Annotated in this window: 14 protein-coding genes and 1 tRNA gene; all 15 read left to right on the plus strand. The window is 40.6% G+C overall.

Annotation, left to right across the window (positions count from 1 at the left end; genetic code table 11):
- The first annotated feature begins 49 nt into the window (after positions 1-49).
- The 15 genes from dprA to MK395_RS02965 all read left to right on the plus strand — a co-directional run bounded on the left by dprA (position 50) and on the right by MK395_RS02965 (position 15,646).
- Positions 50-898 (plus strand): DNA-processing protein DprA, encoded by an 849-nt coding sequence (gene dprA / locus MK395_RS02895; protein WP_000705334.1) that lies wholly within the window; start codon positions 50-52, stop codon positions 896-898.
- Positions 899-1,015: 117 nt separating this feature from the next.
- Positions 1,016-3,103 (plus strand): type I DNA topoisomerase, encoded by a 2,088-nt coding sequence (gene topA / locus MK395_RS02900; protein ID WP_049500024.1) that lies wholly within the window; start codon positions 1,016-1,018, stop codon positions 3,101-3,103.
- A 106-nt stretch (positions 3,104-3,209) separates the two neighbouring features.
- Positions 3,210-3,566, plus strand: a complete 357-nt coding sequence (locus tag MK395_RS02905; protein WP_254725636.1) for a YbaN family protein — start codon at positions 3,210-3,212, stop codon at positions 3,564-3,566.
- Positions 3,567-3,662: 96 nt separating this feature from the next.
- A complete protein-coding gene (locus MK395_RS02910; RefSeq protein WP_254725638.1) occupies positions 3,663-4,295 on the plus strand; it encodes a copper homeostasis protein CutC in 633 nt (210 codons plus the stop codon).
- Between the two features lie 43 nt (positions 4,296-4,338).
- Positions 4,339-4,995, plus strand: a complete 657-nt coding sequence (locus MK395_RS02915) for an MmcQ/YjbR family DNA-binding protein (RefSeq protein WP_268711237.1) — start codon at positions 4,339-4,341, stop codon at positions 4,993-4,995.
- Between the two features lie 314 nt (positions 4,996-5,309).
- Positions 5,310-6,872, plus strand: coding sequence for a 2-isopropylmalate synthase (locus MK395_RS02920; RefSeq protein WP_268711238.1), 1,563 nt, complete (start codon positions 5,310-5,312; stop codon positions 6,870-6,872).
- An 11-nt stretch (positions 6,873-6,883) separates the two neighbouring features.
- Complete coding sequence (leuB, locus tag MK395_RS02925) at positions 6,884-7,921, plus strand: 3-isopropylmalate dehydrogenase (protein WP_268711239.1); 1,038 nt, start codon at positions 6,884-6,886, stop codon at positions 7,919-7,921.
- Entirely contained in the window at positions 7,918-8,187 is a 270-nt protein-coding gene (locus MK395_RS02930; RefSeq protein WP_217970815.1) for a DUF1294 domain-containing protein, read from the plus strand. Before leuB ends, MK395_RS02930 begins: the two co-directional genes overlap by 4 nt.
- A 3-nt stretch (positions 8,188-8,190) precedes the next feature.
- Positions 8,191-9,573 carry a 3-isopropylmalate dehydratase large subunit gene (gene leuC, locus MK395_RS02935; protein ID WP_000907564.1) on the plus strand — a complete coding sequence of 461 codons (1,383 nt, stop codon included), beginning with the start codon at positions 8,191-8,193 and terminating at the stop codon, positions 9,571-9,573.
- 9 nt (positions 9,574-9,582) lie between these two features.
- The gene (gene leuD, locus MK395_RS02940) at positions 9,583-10,176 is read left to right on the plus strand and encodes a 3-isopropylmalate dehydratase small subunit (protein ID WP_045591170.1); all 594 of its coding nucleotides are present in this window, start codon (positions 9,583-9,585) and stop codon (positions 10,174-10,176) included.
- A 28-nt stretch (positions 10,177-10,204) separates the two neighbouring features.
- Positions 10,205-10,984, plus strand: a complete 780-nt coding sequence (locus MK395_RS02945) for an L-threonylcarbamoyladenylate synthase (protein ID WP_268711240.1) — start codon at positions 10,205-10,207, stop codon at positions 10,982-10,984.
- A gap of 150 nt (positions 10,985-11,134) precedes the next feature.
- A complete protein-coding gene (locus MK395_RS02950) occupies positions 11,135-13,060 on the plus strand; it encodes an McrB family protein (RefSeq protein WP_268711241.1) in 1,926 nt (641 codons plus the stop codon).
- Entirely contained in the window at positions 13,047-14,351 is a 1,305-nt protein-coding gene (locus tag MK395_RS02955; protein WP_268711669.1) for an McrC family protein, read from the plus strand. Before MK395_RS02950 ends, MK395_RS02955 begins: the two co-directional genes overlap by 14 nt.
- A gap of 169 nt (positions 14,352-14,520) precedes the next feature.
- Positions 14,521-15,507: a GMP reductase gene (locus tag MK395_RS02960; protein WP_247940928.1), complete on the plus strand. Its 987-nt coding sequence runs from the start codon at positions 14,521-14,523 to the stop codon at positions 15,505-15,507.
- Positions 15,508-15,574: 67 nt separating this feature from the next.
- A tRNA-Arg gene (locus MK395_RS02965) sits at positions 15,575-15,646 on the plus strand.
- Positions 15,647-15,742: the final 96 nt, after the last annotated feature.

The raw sequence follows: 15,742 nt of genomic DNA on the forward strand, positions 1-15,742 counted from the left end.
TATTTTTTTACGAATAGATAGATGAGTAGAAAAAGAAATGGAGTTGTATATGAAGATCACAAACTATGAGATTTACAAATTGAGAAAAGCTGGGCTGACAAATCAACAGATTTTAACTGTTCTTGAATACGATGAGACTGTAGATCAGGAGCTCTTGCTAGGTGACATTGCAGAAATATCGGGATGCCGTAATCCTGCTGTCTTTATGGAACGCTATTTCCAGATAGATGATGCACAGTTGGAGAAGGAGTTTCAAAAATTCCCCTCCTTCTCGATTCTAGACGACTGTTATCCTTGGGATCTGAGTGAGATTTATGATGCTCCAGCGATCTTGTTTTATAAAGGGAATCTAGACTTATTGAAATTTCCAAAGGTTGCTCTTGTAGGGAGTCGTTCATGTTCAAGTCAGGGAGCAAAGTCGGTTCAGAAAGTCATTCAAGGTTTGGAAAACGAGTTAATTGTGGTCAGTGGTTTGGCCAAAGGGATTGATACGGCTGCCCATATGGCTGCACTCCAGAATGGAGGAAGAACGATTGCCGTCATTGGAACAGGCTTGGATGTTTTCTACCCCCGTGCCAATAAACGTTTGCAAGAACACATTGGCAATCACCATTTGGTACTTAGCGAATACGGACCAGATGAAGAACCCTTGAAATTTCACTTTCCAGCTCGTAATCGCATCATTGCTGGCCTTTGCCGTGGTGTGATCGTTGCAGAGGCAAGGATGCGTTCTGGTAGTCTTATTACTTGTGAGCGAGCTATGGAAGAAGGACGCGATGTTTTTGCCATTCCAGGAAACATTTTAGATGGCCATTCAGATGGCTGTCACCACCTGATTCAAGAGGGAGCAAAACTGATTTCCAGCGGTCAAGATGTGCTGGCTGAGTTTGAATTTTAAGGAGAAATTTGTTCCCTCAGATAAACTTTTCTTCTATATATAGTACTTAGGTCTTGACAGCTATAGAAAAATGGTTTACACTTTATAAAGTTTATTACTTTGAAAAGGTGTGATAGTGTGGCTACGGCAACAAAGAAGAAAAAATCAACAGTTAAAAAAAATCTAGTCATCGTAGAGTCTCCTGCCAAGGCGAAAACGATTGAGAAATATCTAGGCAGAAATTACAAGGTTTTAGCCAGTGTCGGGCATATACGTGATTTGAAAAAATCCAGTATGTCGGTCGACATTGAAAATAACTATGAACCGCAGTATATCAATATCCGTGGAAAAGGCCCTCTCATTAATGACTTGAAAAAAGAAGCTAAAAAGTCCAATAAAGTCTTTCTGGCGAGTGACCCGGACCGTGAAGGAGAAGCAATTTCCTGGCATTTGGCTCATATCCTTGATTTGGATGAGAATGATGCCAACCGTGTGGTTTTTAATGAAATCACCAAAGACGCAGTAAAAAATGCCTTTAAAAAACCTCGCAAGATTGACATGGACTTGGTCGATGCCCAACAAGCTCGTCGTGTCTTGGACCGCTTGGTAGGGTATTCGATTTCGCCTATTTTGTGGAAAAAGGTTAAGAAGGGCTTATCAGCAGGGCGCGTGCAGTCAGTTGCCCTTAAACTCATCATTGACCGTGAAAATGAAATCAATGCCTTCCAACCGGAAGAATACTGGACAATTGATGGTGTTTTTAAGAAGGGAACCAAACAATTTCAGGCTTCTTTCTATGGTATGAATGGCAAAAAGATGAAATTGACCACCAATGAAGAGGTCAAAGAAGTCTTGTCCCATTTGACTAGTAAAGATTTCACAGTAGACCAGGTAGATAAGAAAGAACGCAAACGCAATGCGCCCCTACCGTATACAACTTCAACCATGCAAATGGATGCGGCTAACAAAATTAATTTCCGTACTCGAAAGACCATGATGGTGGCTCAACAGCTCTATGAAGGGATCAATATCGGATCAGGTGTGCAAGGTTTGATTACCTATATGCGTACTGACTCGACTCGTATCAGTCCTGTGGCTCAGAACGAAGCTGCAAGCTACATTAACGACCGTTTTGGTAGCAAGTATTCCAAGCATGGTAGCAAGGTCAAGAATGCCTCAGGTGCTCAGGATGCCCACGAAGCCATTCGTCCATCTAGTGTCTTTAACACACCTGAAAGCATCGCTAAGTACTTGGACAAAGACCAGCTCAAGCTCTATACCCTGATCTGGAACCGTTTTGTGGCTAGCCAGATGACAGGCGCTATCTTTGATACCATGGCTGTTAAATTGTCTCAAAATGGGGTTCAATTTGCTGCCAATGGTAGTCAGGTTAAGTTTGATGGTTATCTTGCCATTTATAATGATTCTGATAAGAATAAAATGTTGCCAGATATGGCAGTAGGAGATGTGGTCAAGCAGGTCAATAGCAAGCCAGAACAACATTTCACTCAACCGCCAGCTCGCTATTCGGAAGCGACTCTTATCAAGACCTTGGAAGAAAATGGAGTTGGACGCCCGTCAACCTATGCTCCGACCATTGAAACTATCCAAAAACGCTACTACGTTCGTCTGGCAGCAAAACGTTTTGAACCGACAGAACTGGGAGAAATTGTCAATAAACTCATCGTTGAATACTTCCCAGATATCGTAAACGTGACCTTCACAGCTGAGATGGAAGGGAAACTGGATGATGTCGAAGTTGGAAAAGAGCAGTGGCAACGTGTTATTGACGAATTTTATAAACCATTCTCCAAAGAAGTAGCCAAGGCTGAATCCGAAATGGAAAAAATCCAGATCAAGGATGAGCCAGCTGGATTTGACTGTGAAGTTTGTGGCAGTCCAATGGTGATTAAGCTCGGTCGTTTTGGTAAATTCTATGCTTGTAGCAACTTCCCAGACTGCCGTCATACACAAGCGATTGTTAAGGAGATTGGAGTCGAGTGTCCAAGCTGTCATCAAGGACAAATCATTGAACGCAAAACCAAGCGCAATCGTATCTTTTATGGTTGCAATCGCTATCCAGAATGTGAATTTACTTCCTGGGATAAACCAATTGGCCGTGATTGTCCAAAATGCGGACACTTCCTTGTGGAGAAAAAGGTCCGTGGTGGTGGCAAGCAGGTTGTATGTAGTAATGGCGACTACGAAGAAGAGAAAATTAAATAAAATGTAGAGTCCTGAAAATAAATTTCAGGCTCTTTTTTGTTGAGGCTTGACAAATTTCCTCCTTGTATGCGAAACTAGAGGAAGAATAATTTATCTAGGAGAAATCATGCGTCTCATTTATCTCAGTATCGGCTTTATTTCACTGGCTTTAGCTGTTATTGGAGTTGTCCTACCCCTTTTGCCAACAACTCCCTTTCTTTTGTTAGCGATCGCTTGCTTTTCAAAATCTTCTAAGCGTTTTGAAGACTGGCTTTATCATACCAAGCTTTATCAGACCTATGTAGCTGATTTTCGAGAAACCAAGTCAATCGCGCGTGAACGAAAGAAAAAAATCATCGTATCTATCTATATCTTGATGGGGATTTCTATTTATTTTGCCCCTCTTTTGCCAGTCAAAATCGGTCTGGGAGCCTTGACTATCTTTATCACCTACTATCTCTTTAAAGTCATTCCTGACAAATAATAGATAAAAATAGTAGTTATTTGCCTTGATAAAAATAAAAGCATATTTAAAATAATATGATATAATAAATTTAAAGAAAACATCAAGGAGAATCAAATGATTTACGAATTTTGTGCTGAAAATGTGACCTTGCTTGAAAAAGCGATGCAGGCTGGAGCTCGTCGAATCGAACTTTGTGACAATCTAGCAGTAGGAGGAACAACACCCAGCTATGGAGTGACCAAGGCAGCGGTTGAACTGGCGGCTAACTACGACACCACCATTATGACCATGATTCGTCCCCGTGGTGGAGATTTTGTCTATACTGATCTTGAAATAGCAATCATGCTAGAAGACATTCGTTTGACTGCTCAGGCTAGAAGCCAAGGTGTTGTATTTGGGGCTTTAACTGCTGATAAGAAGTTGGATAAGGCTAATCTTGAAAAGTTGATTGCCACATCTAAAGGAATGGAAATTGTCTTTCACATGGCCTTTGATGAATTGAGTGATGAAGACCAGTTGGAAGCCATTGACTGGCTCAGCCAAGCCGGAGTCGCTCGTATCTTAACTCGTGCTGGTGTGTCTGGAGACTCGCTAGAGAAACGTTTCGCTCATTATCACAGAATTTTGGAACATGCTAAAGGTAAAATTGAAATTCTACCAGGTGGGGGGATTGACTTGGATAACCGTCAAACCTTTATCGACCAGCTGGGTGTGACGCAACTTCACGGTACTAAGGTTGTCTTTTAAAAAATAGAAAGGAACTGCTAGCTTTTGGTAGCAGTTTTCACTTATGTTTGAAATTTTTAAATCCTATCAGTTTAATAAAGAAAAAGCACATGCCTATGGTTTTGTGGAAAATGGGGAAGTCTGGACCTATAGTTGCCAGATTTTGCAAGGTGACTTTTCCATGACAGTCTCTATCACTCCTGACAATGTGAGTTTTCAGGTTTTTGATCAGGAAACGGGTGACCACTATCCTCAAGTACATATGGAAAGTATGCGGGGAAGTTTTGTCGGAAGTGTTCGTGAGGCTTGTTTGGAGATTCTTTACCAGATTCGGAAGGCTTGCTTTGATGTACAGGATTTTATCTGCCCTCAGACTAAGCGTATCATGGTTCAAGTTCAGAAAAAATATGGTAATCAATTGGAGTATCTTTGGGAGAAATCGCCTGATACAGCAGTGTTAAGACATGAAGGCAATCAAAAGTGGTATGCTGTTGTGATGAGAATTCCTTGGGATAAGCTGGAAAAGGGCAGAGAAGGGCTAGTCGAAGCAGTCAACCTCAAACACGACCAAGTAGCTGACCTGTTTTCAAAAAAAGGCATTTATCCAGCCTTTCATATGAACAAACGCTACTGGCTTAGTCTGGCGCTTGATGATAGTTTGCAAGATGAAGAAGTGTTAGAACTCATCGAAAAAAGTTGGAACTTGACTGTGAAAAAATAAGGAAAGTTACTTGACTTTTCAAATACTTTCAATTAGCAAAATATTCTTTACTGAAGAAATTTTCAGAAAATAATGGATTTTTTCTTGACAAGTGTTTTTAGCTATGCTAAAATACTAAACAAGATATCAAACGAAGGAGAAAGTCAAACATGAAAACAGCTAAGTTTAATCAATTTGCTTTGTTGTTGAGGTACTCGGGCTAGTGCAAAAGCATTAGTCCTGTTTGGCTTACCAAGCGGGAGTAAATCAACATCTCGCTTGGGCTTCTAAGCGAGATGTTTTTTTAAAACCACATTTGGAAAAGGGGAAATCTTATGCGTAAAGTTGAATTTTTTGATACAAGCCTTCGTGATGGGGAGCAAACACCTGGTGTTAACTTCTCAATAAAGGAAAAAGTTTCCATTGCAAGACAGCTGGAGAAATGGGGAATTTCTGTAATTGAAGCTGGTTTTCCGGCTGCTAGTCCAGATTCATTTATAGCTGTTCAAGAAATTGCTAAAGCCATGAAAAAAACAGCAGTGACAGGATTAGCTCGTTCTGTAAAATCTGATATTGATGCTTGTTATGAGGCTCTTAAGGATGCCAAGTATCCTCAAATTCATGTCTTTATCGCTACCAGTCCGATTCACCGCAAGTATAAGCTCAATAAAAGCAAGGAAGAGATTTTAGAAGCTATCAAGAAACATGTTTCTTATGCACGTTCTAAGTTTGAAATCGTCGAATTCTCTCCTGAAGATGCGACTAGAACAGAGTTGGATTTCCTCTTGCAAGTCGTTCAAACAGCGGTTGATGCAGGTGCATCTTATATCAATATCCCTGACACAGTTGGCTTTACAACTCCAGAAGAGTTTGCACGTATCTTTGATCACTTGACTGAAAATATTAAATCAGATCATAAAGTTGTCTTTGGTGTCCACTGTCACGATGATCTCGGTATGGCAACTGCAAATACTTTGACAGCAATTAAACACGGTGCTGGACGTGTCCAGGGAACTATTAATGGTATCGGTGAACGCGCAGGTAATGTTGCTCTTGAAGAAGTAGCTGTTGCTTTGAAGATTCGTGAGGATTTCTTCCAAGCAACTAGTGATATTGTTTTGGATGAAACAATGAATACGTCAGAAATGGTTTCTCGCTTCTCGGGTATTCCAGTTCCTAAAAATAAGGCTGTCGTTGGTGGTAATGCCTTCTCTCATGAATCGGGTATTCACCAAGATGGAGTCCTTAAAAATCCTCTCACTTATGAGATCATCACACCTGAATTGGTCGGTGTCAAGAGTAATAGCCTTCCACTTGGTAAATTGTCTGGTCGGCATGCCTTTGTTGAGAAACTAAGAGAATTGGCTCTAGACTTTACAGAAGAGGATATCAAACCACTCTTTGCTAAGTTCAAGGCGTTAGCTGATAAAAAGCAAGAAATCACGGATGCAGATATTCGAGCTCTGGTAGCTGGAACCATGGTTGAAAATCCAGAAGGCTTCCACTTTGATGATTTACAACTTCAAACCCATGCAGATAATGAGATTGAAGCGCTCGTTAGTCTAGCCAATATGGATGGTGAAAAAGTAGAATTTAATGCGACAGGGCAAGGCTCTGTTGAAGCGATCTTTAACGCTATCGATAAGTTCTTTAACCAATCTGTCCGCTTGGTGTCCTATACCATTGACGCTGTGACAGATGGAATTGATGCTCAAGCTCGTGTCTTGGTTACTGTTGAAAACAGAGATACAGAAACCATCTTTAACGCAGCAGGTCTTGATTTCGATGTGTTGAAAGCTTCGGCTATTGCTTATATCAATGCCAATACTTTTGTTCAAAAAGAGAATGCAGGTGAGATGGGGCATAGCGTTTCCTACCGAGACCTGCCTAGTGTGTAAAGGAGAAGGCTATGACAAAGAAAATAGTAGCTCTAGCAGGGGATGGAATCGGTCCAGAAATTATGGAAGCTGGTTTAGCGGTTCTGGAAGCTCTAGCTTTAAAAACAGGTTTTGACTATGAGATTGATAGACGACCTTTTGGAGGTGCAGGTATTGATGCTGTGGGGCATCCCTTACCTGATGAAACCCTCAAGGCATGTAGAGAAGCAGATGCTATTCTCCTTGCGGCTATCGGTAGTCCTCAGTATGATGGGGCAGCGATTCGACCTGAACAAGGCTTGCTGGCTCTTCGTAAGGAACTCAATCTTTATGCCAATATTCGCCCTGTAAAAATCTTTGATAGTCTTAAGCATTTGTCACCACTTAAACCAGAACGAATTACTGGTGTAGACTTTGTCGTGGTACGTGAGTTGACAGGTGGGATTTACTTTGGGGATCATATCCTTGAAGAGCGCAAAGCGCGTGATATCAACGACTACAGCTATGAGGAAGTAGAGCGGATCATTCGCAAGGCATTTGAAATTGCAAGAAGTCGCAGAAAAATCGTTACTAGTATCGATAAGCAAAATGTTCTAGCAACATCAAAACTCTGGCGCAGAGTAGCTGAGGAAGTCGCGCAGGATTTCCCAGATGTGACCTTGGAAGACCAGTTGGTGGACTCAGCTGCCATGCTCATGATTACCAATCCTGCTAAGTTTGATGTCATCGTGACAGAGAATCTTTTCGGAGATATCTTATCTGATGAATCAAGCGTTCTATCTGGCACGCTTGGAGTCATGCCATCGGCTAGTCATTCTGAAAAAGGTCCAAGTCTTTATGAACCTATTCATGGTTCGGCACCTGATATTGCAGGTCAAGGAATTGCCAATCCTATCTCTATGGTTTTATCAGTGGCCATGATGTTGAGAGATAGCTTTGGACGTCATGAGGATGCAGAGCGTATCGAGCGTGCTGTTGAAGCTAGTTTAGCGGCTGGCATTTTAACAAGAGATATTGGAGGACAGGCTTCAACCAAGGAAATGACAGAAGCCATCATTGAAAGATTATGAAGATAAATGAAGGAATCACGCTTGCCCTCTTGATTTGCAATTTGCTGATTTTCTTGATTTATGGCATTGACAAATCCAAGGCAAGAAGAGGTGCTTGGCGCGTCCCAGAGAAAATCTTACTCATTTTAGCCCTTACTTGTGGTGGTTTTGGTGCCTGGTTGGCAGGAATCACCTTTCACCACAAGACTAGAAAATGGTACTTTAAAACAGTTTGGTTTCTCGGGATGGTGACCACACTAGTAGCCTTATATTTTATTTGGAGGTAATGGATGGCAGGAAAATCGATTTTTGATAAATTATGGGACCGTCATGTCATCACAGGAGAAGAAGGGCAGCCCCAACTCATGTATGTGGATCAGCACTATATTCATGAAGTGACCAGTCCCCAAGCTTTTCAAGGATTACGAGATGCAGGTCGCAGATTGAGACGGCCAGACTTGACATTTGGAACTTTTGATCATAATGTACCAACGGTCAATATCTACGATATTCGAGATGTTATTTCTAAGGCTCAAATTGATAAGCTCGCTGAAAATGTTGAGGAGTTTGGGATTGAACATGCTGCCCACGGTTCTGAAAAGCAGGGAATCGTTCACATGGTAGGTCCAGAGACAGGACGGACACAACCAGGAAAATTCATCGTCTGTGGAGACAGCCACACAGCTACCCACGGAGCTTTCGGAGCTATCGCCTTTGGGATTGGGACCAGTGAGGTCGAGCATGTCTTTGCTACCCAGACACTCTGGCAAGTTAAACCCAAGAAAATGCTGGTAGAATTCACTGGTGTTCCTCAAAAAGGAGTTTATTCTAAGGATTACATTCTCGCCTTAATTGCCAAGTACGGCGTTGCCTGTGGTGTTGGCTATGTGGTTGAATATCGTGGAGAAGCCATTGATGCACTGAGCATGGAAGAGAGAATGACCATCTGCAATATGTCCATCGAGTTTGGCTCCAAGATGGGAATCATGAATCCAGACCAGACTACCTATGACTATCTCAAGGGACGGGAATGTGTTCCCGAAGCTTTCGAGGAGGCTGTTGCTGACTGGAAGACGCTTGTCAGCGATGACGATGCTGTTTATGATAAGGTTATCCGGATGGATGTCTCAGACTTGGCTCCTATGGTGACCTGGGGAACCAATCCTGCTATGGGCGTTGACTTTGACAGTAGCTTCCCAGAAATTAAGGATATGAACGATGAACGTGCTTATCATTACATGGACTTGGAGCCTGGTCAAAAGCCAGCGGATATTGAACTAGGTTATATCTTTATCGGGTCTTGTACCAATGCTCGACTCAGTGACTTACAGCTGGCTGCGCGATTTGTCAAAGGGAAGAAAATTGCTCCCAATCTAACAGCAATTGTAGTGCCAGGATCGCGTCCTGTCAAACGAGCTGCGGAGAAGTTGGGCTTGGATAAAGTATTCTTAGACGCTGGCTTTGAGTGGAGAGACCCAGGTTGCTCTATGTGCTTAGGGATGAATCCGGACAAGGTTCCTGATGGGGTTCACTGTGCCTCAACCAGCAACCGTAACTTTGAAGACAGACAGGGATTTGGCGCTAAGACCCATCTTTGCAGTCCAGCTATGGCAGCTGCGGCGGCTATCGCAGGGCGCTTCGTAGATGTTCGGCAAATGCCAGAGGCCCAGTAAGGAGAGGATATGGAGAAATTTACAGTTTATACGGGAACGACCGTTCCTCTCATGAATGATAACATTGACACTGACCAAATCCTCCCCAAGCAGTTTCTCAAGTTAATTGATAAGAAAGGCTTTGGTAAGTACCTCATGTATGCTTGGCGTTATTTGGACGATAAGTATACTGAGGATCCAGACTTTGTCTTTAACCGACCTGAATATCGTAAAGCCAGTATCCTCATCTCAGGGGATAACTTTGGGGCAGGTTCTTCAAGGGAACACGCAGCTTGGGCTCTAGCCGACTATGGTTTTAAGGTCGTGATTGCAGGATCTTTCGGGGACATTCATTACAATAATGAACTCAATAATGGCATGTTGCCCATTGTTCAGCCTAGAGAGGTTAGAGAGAAACTAGCCCAACTCAAACCGACCGACCAGGTAACTGTGGACTTGGAACAACAAAAAATCATCTCACCAGTTGGAGAATTCACTTTCGAAATCGATAGCGAGTGGAAACACAAGCTCTTAAATGGTTTGGATGATATCGGAATTACTTTGCAGTATGAAGATTTGATTGCTGCCTATGAAAAACAACGACCAGCCTACTGGCGGTATTAGAAAAAAATAGAAAAGGAACTATAGAATTATGACAAAACACATTCAATGGAACGGAACACTTTCACAAGAAGGCTATGACATTTTAAAAGGTGAGGGCGGGTGCATTGTATGCCCTACAAAAGTTGGTTACATTATCATGACGAGCGATAAGGCAGGACTTGAGCGCAAATTTGAAGCCAAAGAGCGTAACCGCAACAAACCAGGTGTTGTACTTTGTGGAAGCATGGATGAGCTTCGCGCTTTAGCACAACTCAACCCAGAAATTGAAGCCTTCTACCAAAAACATTGGGACGAAGACATTCTCCTAGGTTGTATCCTTCCTTGGAAACCAGAAGCTTTTGAGAAATTGAAAGCATACGGTGATGGTCGCGAAGAACTCATGACAGACGTTCGTGGTACTAGCTGTTTTGTCATCAAATTTGGGAAAGCTGGTGAACAATTGGCTGCCAAACTCTGGGAAGAAGGTAAAATGGTCTACGCCTCATCAGCCAACCCATCTGGTAAAGGAAACCGTGGTAAGGTGGAAGGGATCGGAGCACGGATCGAAGGAGCAGTGGACCTTGTCATCGAAGCAGATGACTATGTGGCATCTATCCAACCTGACAAAACGATTGAAACACGCTACGAGCAAGGCGTGATGGTGTCTATGGTTGATAAAGATGGTAAGCTCATCCCAGAACAAGGAGGAGACCGTTCAATCTCACCAGCTCCAGTTGTTATCCGCAAAGGGCTTGATATTGATAAAATCATGATGCATTTGTCAGATACCTTTAACTCATGGGACTACCGTCAAGGTGAGTATTATTAGGATAAAAAAGAGTCCAGTGTTATGAGATATTTAATCTCCTGACACTGGGCTTTTTCTTTAGAAATTCTTTTCTTTTTCTATAGGATATGATATTCTATATATGAAATATATAGTTTTTATTCGAACACTATTATAAAAGGAGTAAGATTGATGGATAAAAGAAAGGTTAGCTTGGAAGATTTTTATGCTTGGTACCAAGAAAATAAAATAAGATTAAGAGAAGATGCATTTAAATATAGTGTTCACAATGAAAAATTACGTGAAGAATTTCTTAAAGAATGGCCACTTGATAGAATTTTAACCATGTCTATCGATGAATACGTCATTGGGAAAGGTGCTAAAAGTAATTCTTTTTGCTATACTCTTGAGATAGGAAAGTACCAATCATTATTTATGGGGATTGGTGGAGGAGGTTCTTCAAAATTTGGTATTTATTGGAATGAGGATACCAAAAGCTATAAGAATCAAGCAAATAAAATCATTCCAGAATCGGAACTAGAAGGCCGATTTAACAAATTAAAATCGGATTTGTATGAGATCATCCAAGCTGGTAGAATGTTGGATTTCAATAATCCTATCTTTGACATGAAACAGTCAAAGAATGAATTTATTAGGCGTTCTGCAGTGGTAACAAAACTACTTTGTATTTATTCTGAGAATCCTTCTTTTTTAGGAGTAAATATGAATAGTCAAAATGAATTTTGGAATAGGTTGATTCCCCAAAGCAATCAAGGAGGACCCTATCGTCAGAATCATGAGATTTTTAAACTGTTTTCTAAAACATATCCTGAACTAGAATCTTCAATGTTGGGTAGTATTTTATTTGAGTATTCAAAAGATATTATAGACAGTAATGATAAGCAAGGAGAGAAAGAAATGTCTGAACAAAATAATTTTCATCATACCTTGAGTAATATCTTATTACAATCCAAAAACCTCATTCTCCGTGGTGCACCTGGTACAGGAAAAACTTATCTTGCTAAAGAAATAGCTAAAGAATTAACGGATGGCAACGAAGACCAAATCGGCTTTGTACAGTTTCACCCTTCCTATGATTATACGGATTTTGTAGAGGGGTTGAGACCAGTATCAAATGGGGATGGAGCTATTGAGTTTAAGCTACAGGATGGTATTTTTAAAGATTTTTGTCAGAAAGCAAAAGAAGCCCAATTGATTGGAGGACAAGATAATTTTGAGGAGGCTTGGGATTCTTACTTAGAATATATAAATGTTGCTGAAGAAAAAGAATATATAACAAAAACATCTTACTTATCTGTTAATAGTAGACAAAATTTGTCAGTAAATTATGATAGTGGTGTTCCAGGATGGTCACTACCTCGCAAATATGTTTACGAGTTGTATAAAGATAAAAATTATAATAAGCAAGAATACTACAAAAGTGGTGGAAAAACTGTCCTAGAAACATTGAGAAAGAGATTTGGTTTGAAAGACTATGTTTCCCCAACAGAAATTGATACTGATAAGAAATTCGTCTTCATCATCGATGAAATCAATCGTGGAGAGATTTCAAAGATTTTTGGTGAACTCTTTTTCTCTATTGACCCTGGTTATCGTGGTGAAAAGGGAAGTGTTTCTACCCAATATGCTAATTTACATGAGACTGATGAGAAATTTTATATCCCTGAAAATGTCTATATCATCGGAACTATGAATGATATTGACCGATCAGTGGATACCTTTGATTTTGCTATGCGTCGTCGTTTCCGTTTTGTTGAAGTTACTGCCGAGAGTCAAGTTGGTATGCTTGATGAGGTGCTTGGTGATAAAGCCGAAGAAGCAAAACTTCGTCTAAGAAATTTGAATGTTGCTATCGAAAACGTTCAGGAATTAAACAGCCATTATCATATTGGACCAAGTTATTTCCTTAAGTTGCAGGATGTAGATTTTGACTATGAGTTACTCTGGTCTGATTACCTCAAACCTCTATTGGAAGATTACTTACGTGGTTCTTATGAGGAGGCCGAAACTCTGGATACATTGAAAAAAGCATTTGATCTGACAAATAACGAGCGAACAGAACCCCAAGATACTGGTGATGACAATGCGGATCACTGATAATCAGTATAGAATCGCTAAAGAGGACTTTGTCGCAGAATATCCCAAACTTAGTCAAGCACTACTTGATAAAACACTAGATAACCTATCTCGAGAGGACAATATTTTTATTTTCCCAAATGATTTGATGAATTCTCCTGATCTAGACAGGGACCAAAAGATTTTGGAAACAGTTAATCAGGAAATCAAGACAGGAAATGTAATTGGTTTTCTTGGATATGGTCAGGAAAGATTAACGATTTCCTCTCGTTTTTCTGATGAAAGTAACGACCATTTTTTGCATTATCTTTTACAAAAGGTTCTCAATATAAATCTGACTAGTTTGGATGTTGGTCTATCTTCAGAGGATAAACTCTATCAGCTTTTGATTTACCTCTTTCCCAAATATCTGCAAGCTACTCTCCGAAAAGGTCTTTATAAGGAATACCAGCGATTTTTCCATAACGATAGTCATGTAAAGGGTGTACTAGATGTTGGAAATCATCTGAAAAAAAATCTCCCTTTTACGGGAAATATTGCCTATACTACTAGGGAATTTACCTATGATAATCCACTCATGCAGTTGATTCGACATACGATTGAGTACATAAAGAATCAGAAAAGTTTCGGAGCTCTGCTCGATAGTAATCGTGAAAATATGACAGAAATTACTCGTGCAACCCCAGCTTATAAACTCGCTGATCGTGCTAAGATTATCAGAATGAATAAAACGAAACCCATCCGACACGCCTATTTCAGAGAGTATAGAAAGTTACAGGAGCTTTGCCTGATGATCCTAAATAGAGAGAAGCATGGGTTAGGATATCAAGAGCAAAAAATTCATGGTATTCTCTTTGATGTTTCCTGGCTCTGGGAAGAGTATATTTACACCTTGTTGCCAAAAGGTTTTGTACATCCCAGAAATAAGGATAAGACGGATGGAATTTCAGTATTTTCTGTTGGGAAACGAAAAGTATATCCAGATTTTTATCATAAAGAGTTAAAAATAGTTTTAGATGCTAAATATAAAAAACTTGAAGATACTGAAAAAGGAATCAACCGTGAGGACTTATTCCAGCTGATTTCCTATTCTTATATTTTAAAAGCTGAGAAAGCTGGTCTTGTTTTTCCGAGCAAGGACAAGGTTGTTGATAATGAGATAGGAAAGCTAGCAGGTTATGGAGCTTTGTTGAAGAAATTGTCTATCCAAATTCCTCAGAATGCTTCATCTTATAATGAGTTTTGTGAAATGATGGAAAGCTCCGAAGCAATTTTTAAAAGAAATATTGATAAGGAAGTGGGGAGAAACTAATCTCCTCACTTTTTATATTTAAATTATAAAAACCGAACATTATTGTTTCATAATTGAAATTATTTGACAAAAGCTGTACTTTGGTTTATAATAAGTCAAGGAAACGTCGGAAAAGACGTAGGGATGCGTAAGCATAGGTAGGTCATTACAAAAGAAACGAGACATCGATATGTTAAATGAATTTCCAATTTTTGATTACGAAGATATTCAGTTGATCCCAAACAAATGTGTCATTAAAAGCCGTGCAGAAGCAGATACCACTGTCACACTTGGAAATCACACTTTCAAACTACCTGTTGTACCAGCAAATATGCAGACGATTTTGGATGAGAATGTTGCAGAGAAACTGGCTAAAGGCGGATACTTCTACATTATGCACCGTTTTGATGAAGCGGGGCGCATTCCTTTTATCAAGCGCATGCACGATCAAGGGCTCATTGCTTCCATTTCGGTCGGTGTCAAGGACTACGAGTATGACTTTGTTAGCCAACTCAAGGCTGATGCTCCTGAGTATATTACTATTGACATTGCTCATGGTCATGCAGATAGCGTGATTTCTATGATTCAACACATCAAGAAAGAATTGCCAGATACTTTTGTCATTGCTGGGAATGTTGGAACACCAGAGGCTGTACGTGAATTGGAAAATGCTGGTGCGGATGCTACCAAGGTTGGAATTGGTCCTGGTAAGGTTTGTATCACCAAGGTCAAGACTGGTTTTGGTACAGGTGGTTGGCAGTTGGCAGCACTTCGCTGGTGTGCTAAGGCGGCTCGCAAACCGATTATTGCTGATGGTGGGATTCGTACTCATGGTGATATTGCTAAGTCTATCCGTTTCGGTGCTAGCATGGTCATGATTGGTTCCCTATTTGCAGGTCATATTGAAAGCCCAGGAAAGACGATTGAAGTCGACGGCGAACAGTTCAAAGAATACTATGGTTCAGCTTCTCAATACCAAAAAGGAGCTTATAAAAACGTGGAAGGAAAGCGCATCTTACTGCCTGCTAAAGGGCATTTGCAAGACACCCTTACTGAGATGGAACAGGACTTGCAAAGTGCTATTTCCTATGCAGGTGGACGCAAGGTTGCTGACCTCAAACACGTTGATTATGTTATCGTGAAAAATTCTATCTGGAACGGGGATGCTTCCCACTAATGGACGCTTAGTCTAGCCATAAAAAACTTGTTATTAGAGCAAATTTCTGTTATAATAAGACAAGTTTCCACCCTTAGTGTAATGGATATCACGTAAGATTCCGGTTCTTGAGATGGGGGTTCGATTCCCTCAGGGTGGATGTAAAAAGCCTATGAAAGCCTTAAATAAGGCTTTTTTCTTTATCTCGCCCCAAGTTTGCCCCTAAAAATGAAAAGTTTGTTCTAAAAAATGCTCA

Source organism: Streptococcus oralis (assembly GCF_026782085.1).
GTDB classification, from domain to species: domain Bacteria; phylum Bacillota; class Bacilli; order Lactobacillales; family Streptococcaceae; genus Streptococcus; species Streptococcus oralis_DA.

Excerpts from the sequence above, each read along its gene's own strand:
- dprA (WP_000705334.1), top strand. The coding sequence starts at position 50 with ATGAAGATCACAAACTATGAGATTTACAAATTGAGAAAAGCTGGGCTG.
- MK395_RS02905 (WP_254725636.1), top strand. The coding sequence starts at position 3,210 with ATGCGTCTCATTTATCTCAGTATCGGCTTTATTTCACTGGCTTTAGCT.
- MK395_RS02910 (WP_254725638.1), top strand. The coding sequence starts at position 3,663 with ATGATTTACGAATTTTGTGCTGAAAATGTGACCTTGCTTGAAAAAGCG.
- MK395_RS02915 (WP_268711237.1), top strand. The coding sequence starts at position 4,339 with ATGTTTGAAATTTTTAAATCCTATCAGTTTAATAAAGAAAAAGCACAT.
- MK395_RS02920 (WP_268711238.1), top strand. The coding sequence starts at position 5,310 with ATGCGTAAAGTTGAATTTTTTGATACAAGCCTTCGTGATGGGGAGCAA.
- leuB (WP_268711239.1), top strand. The coding sequence starts at position 6,884 with ATGACAAAGAAAATAGTAGCTCTAGCAGGGGATGGAATCGGTCCAGAA.
- MK395_RS02930 (WP_217970815.1), top strand. The coding sequence starts at position 7,918 with ATGAAGATAAATGAAGGAATCACGCTTGCCCTCTTGATTTGCAATTTG.
- leuC (WP_000907564.1), top strand. The coding sequence starts at position 8,191 with ATGGCAGGAAAATCGATTTTTGATAAATTATGGGACCGTCATGTCATC.
- leuD (WP_045591170.1), top strand. The coding sequence starts at position 9,583 with ATGGAGAAATTTACAGTTTATACGGGAACGACCGTTCCTCTCATGAAT.
- MK395_RS02945 (WP_268711240.1), top strand. The coding sequence starts at position 10,205 with ATGACAAAACACATTCAATGGAACGGAACACTTTCACAAGAAGGCTAT.
- MK395_RS02950 (WP_268711241.1), top strand. The coding sequence starts at position 11,135 with ATGGATAAAAGAAAGGTTAGCTTGGAAGATTTTTATGCTTGGTACCAA.
- MK395_RS02955 (WP_268711669.1), top strand. The coding sequence starts at position 13,047 with ATGCGGATCACTGATAATCAGTATAGAATCGCTAAAGAGGACTTTGTC.
- MK395_RS02960 (WP_247940928.1), top strand. The coding sequence starts at position 14,521 with ATGTTAAATGAATTTCCAATTTTTGATTACGAAGATATTCAGTTGATC.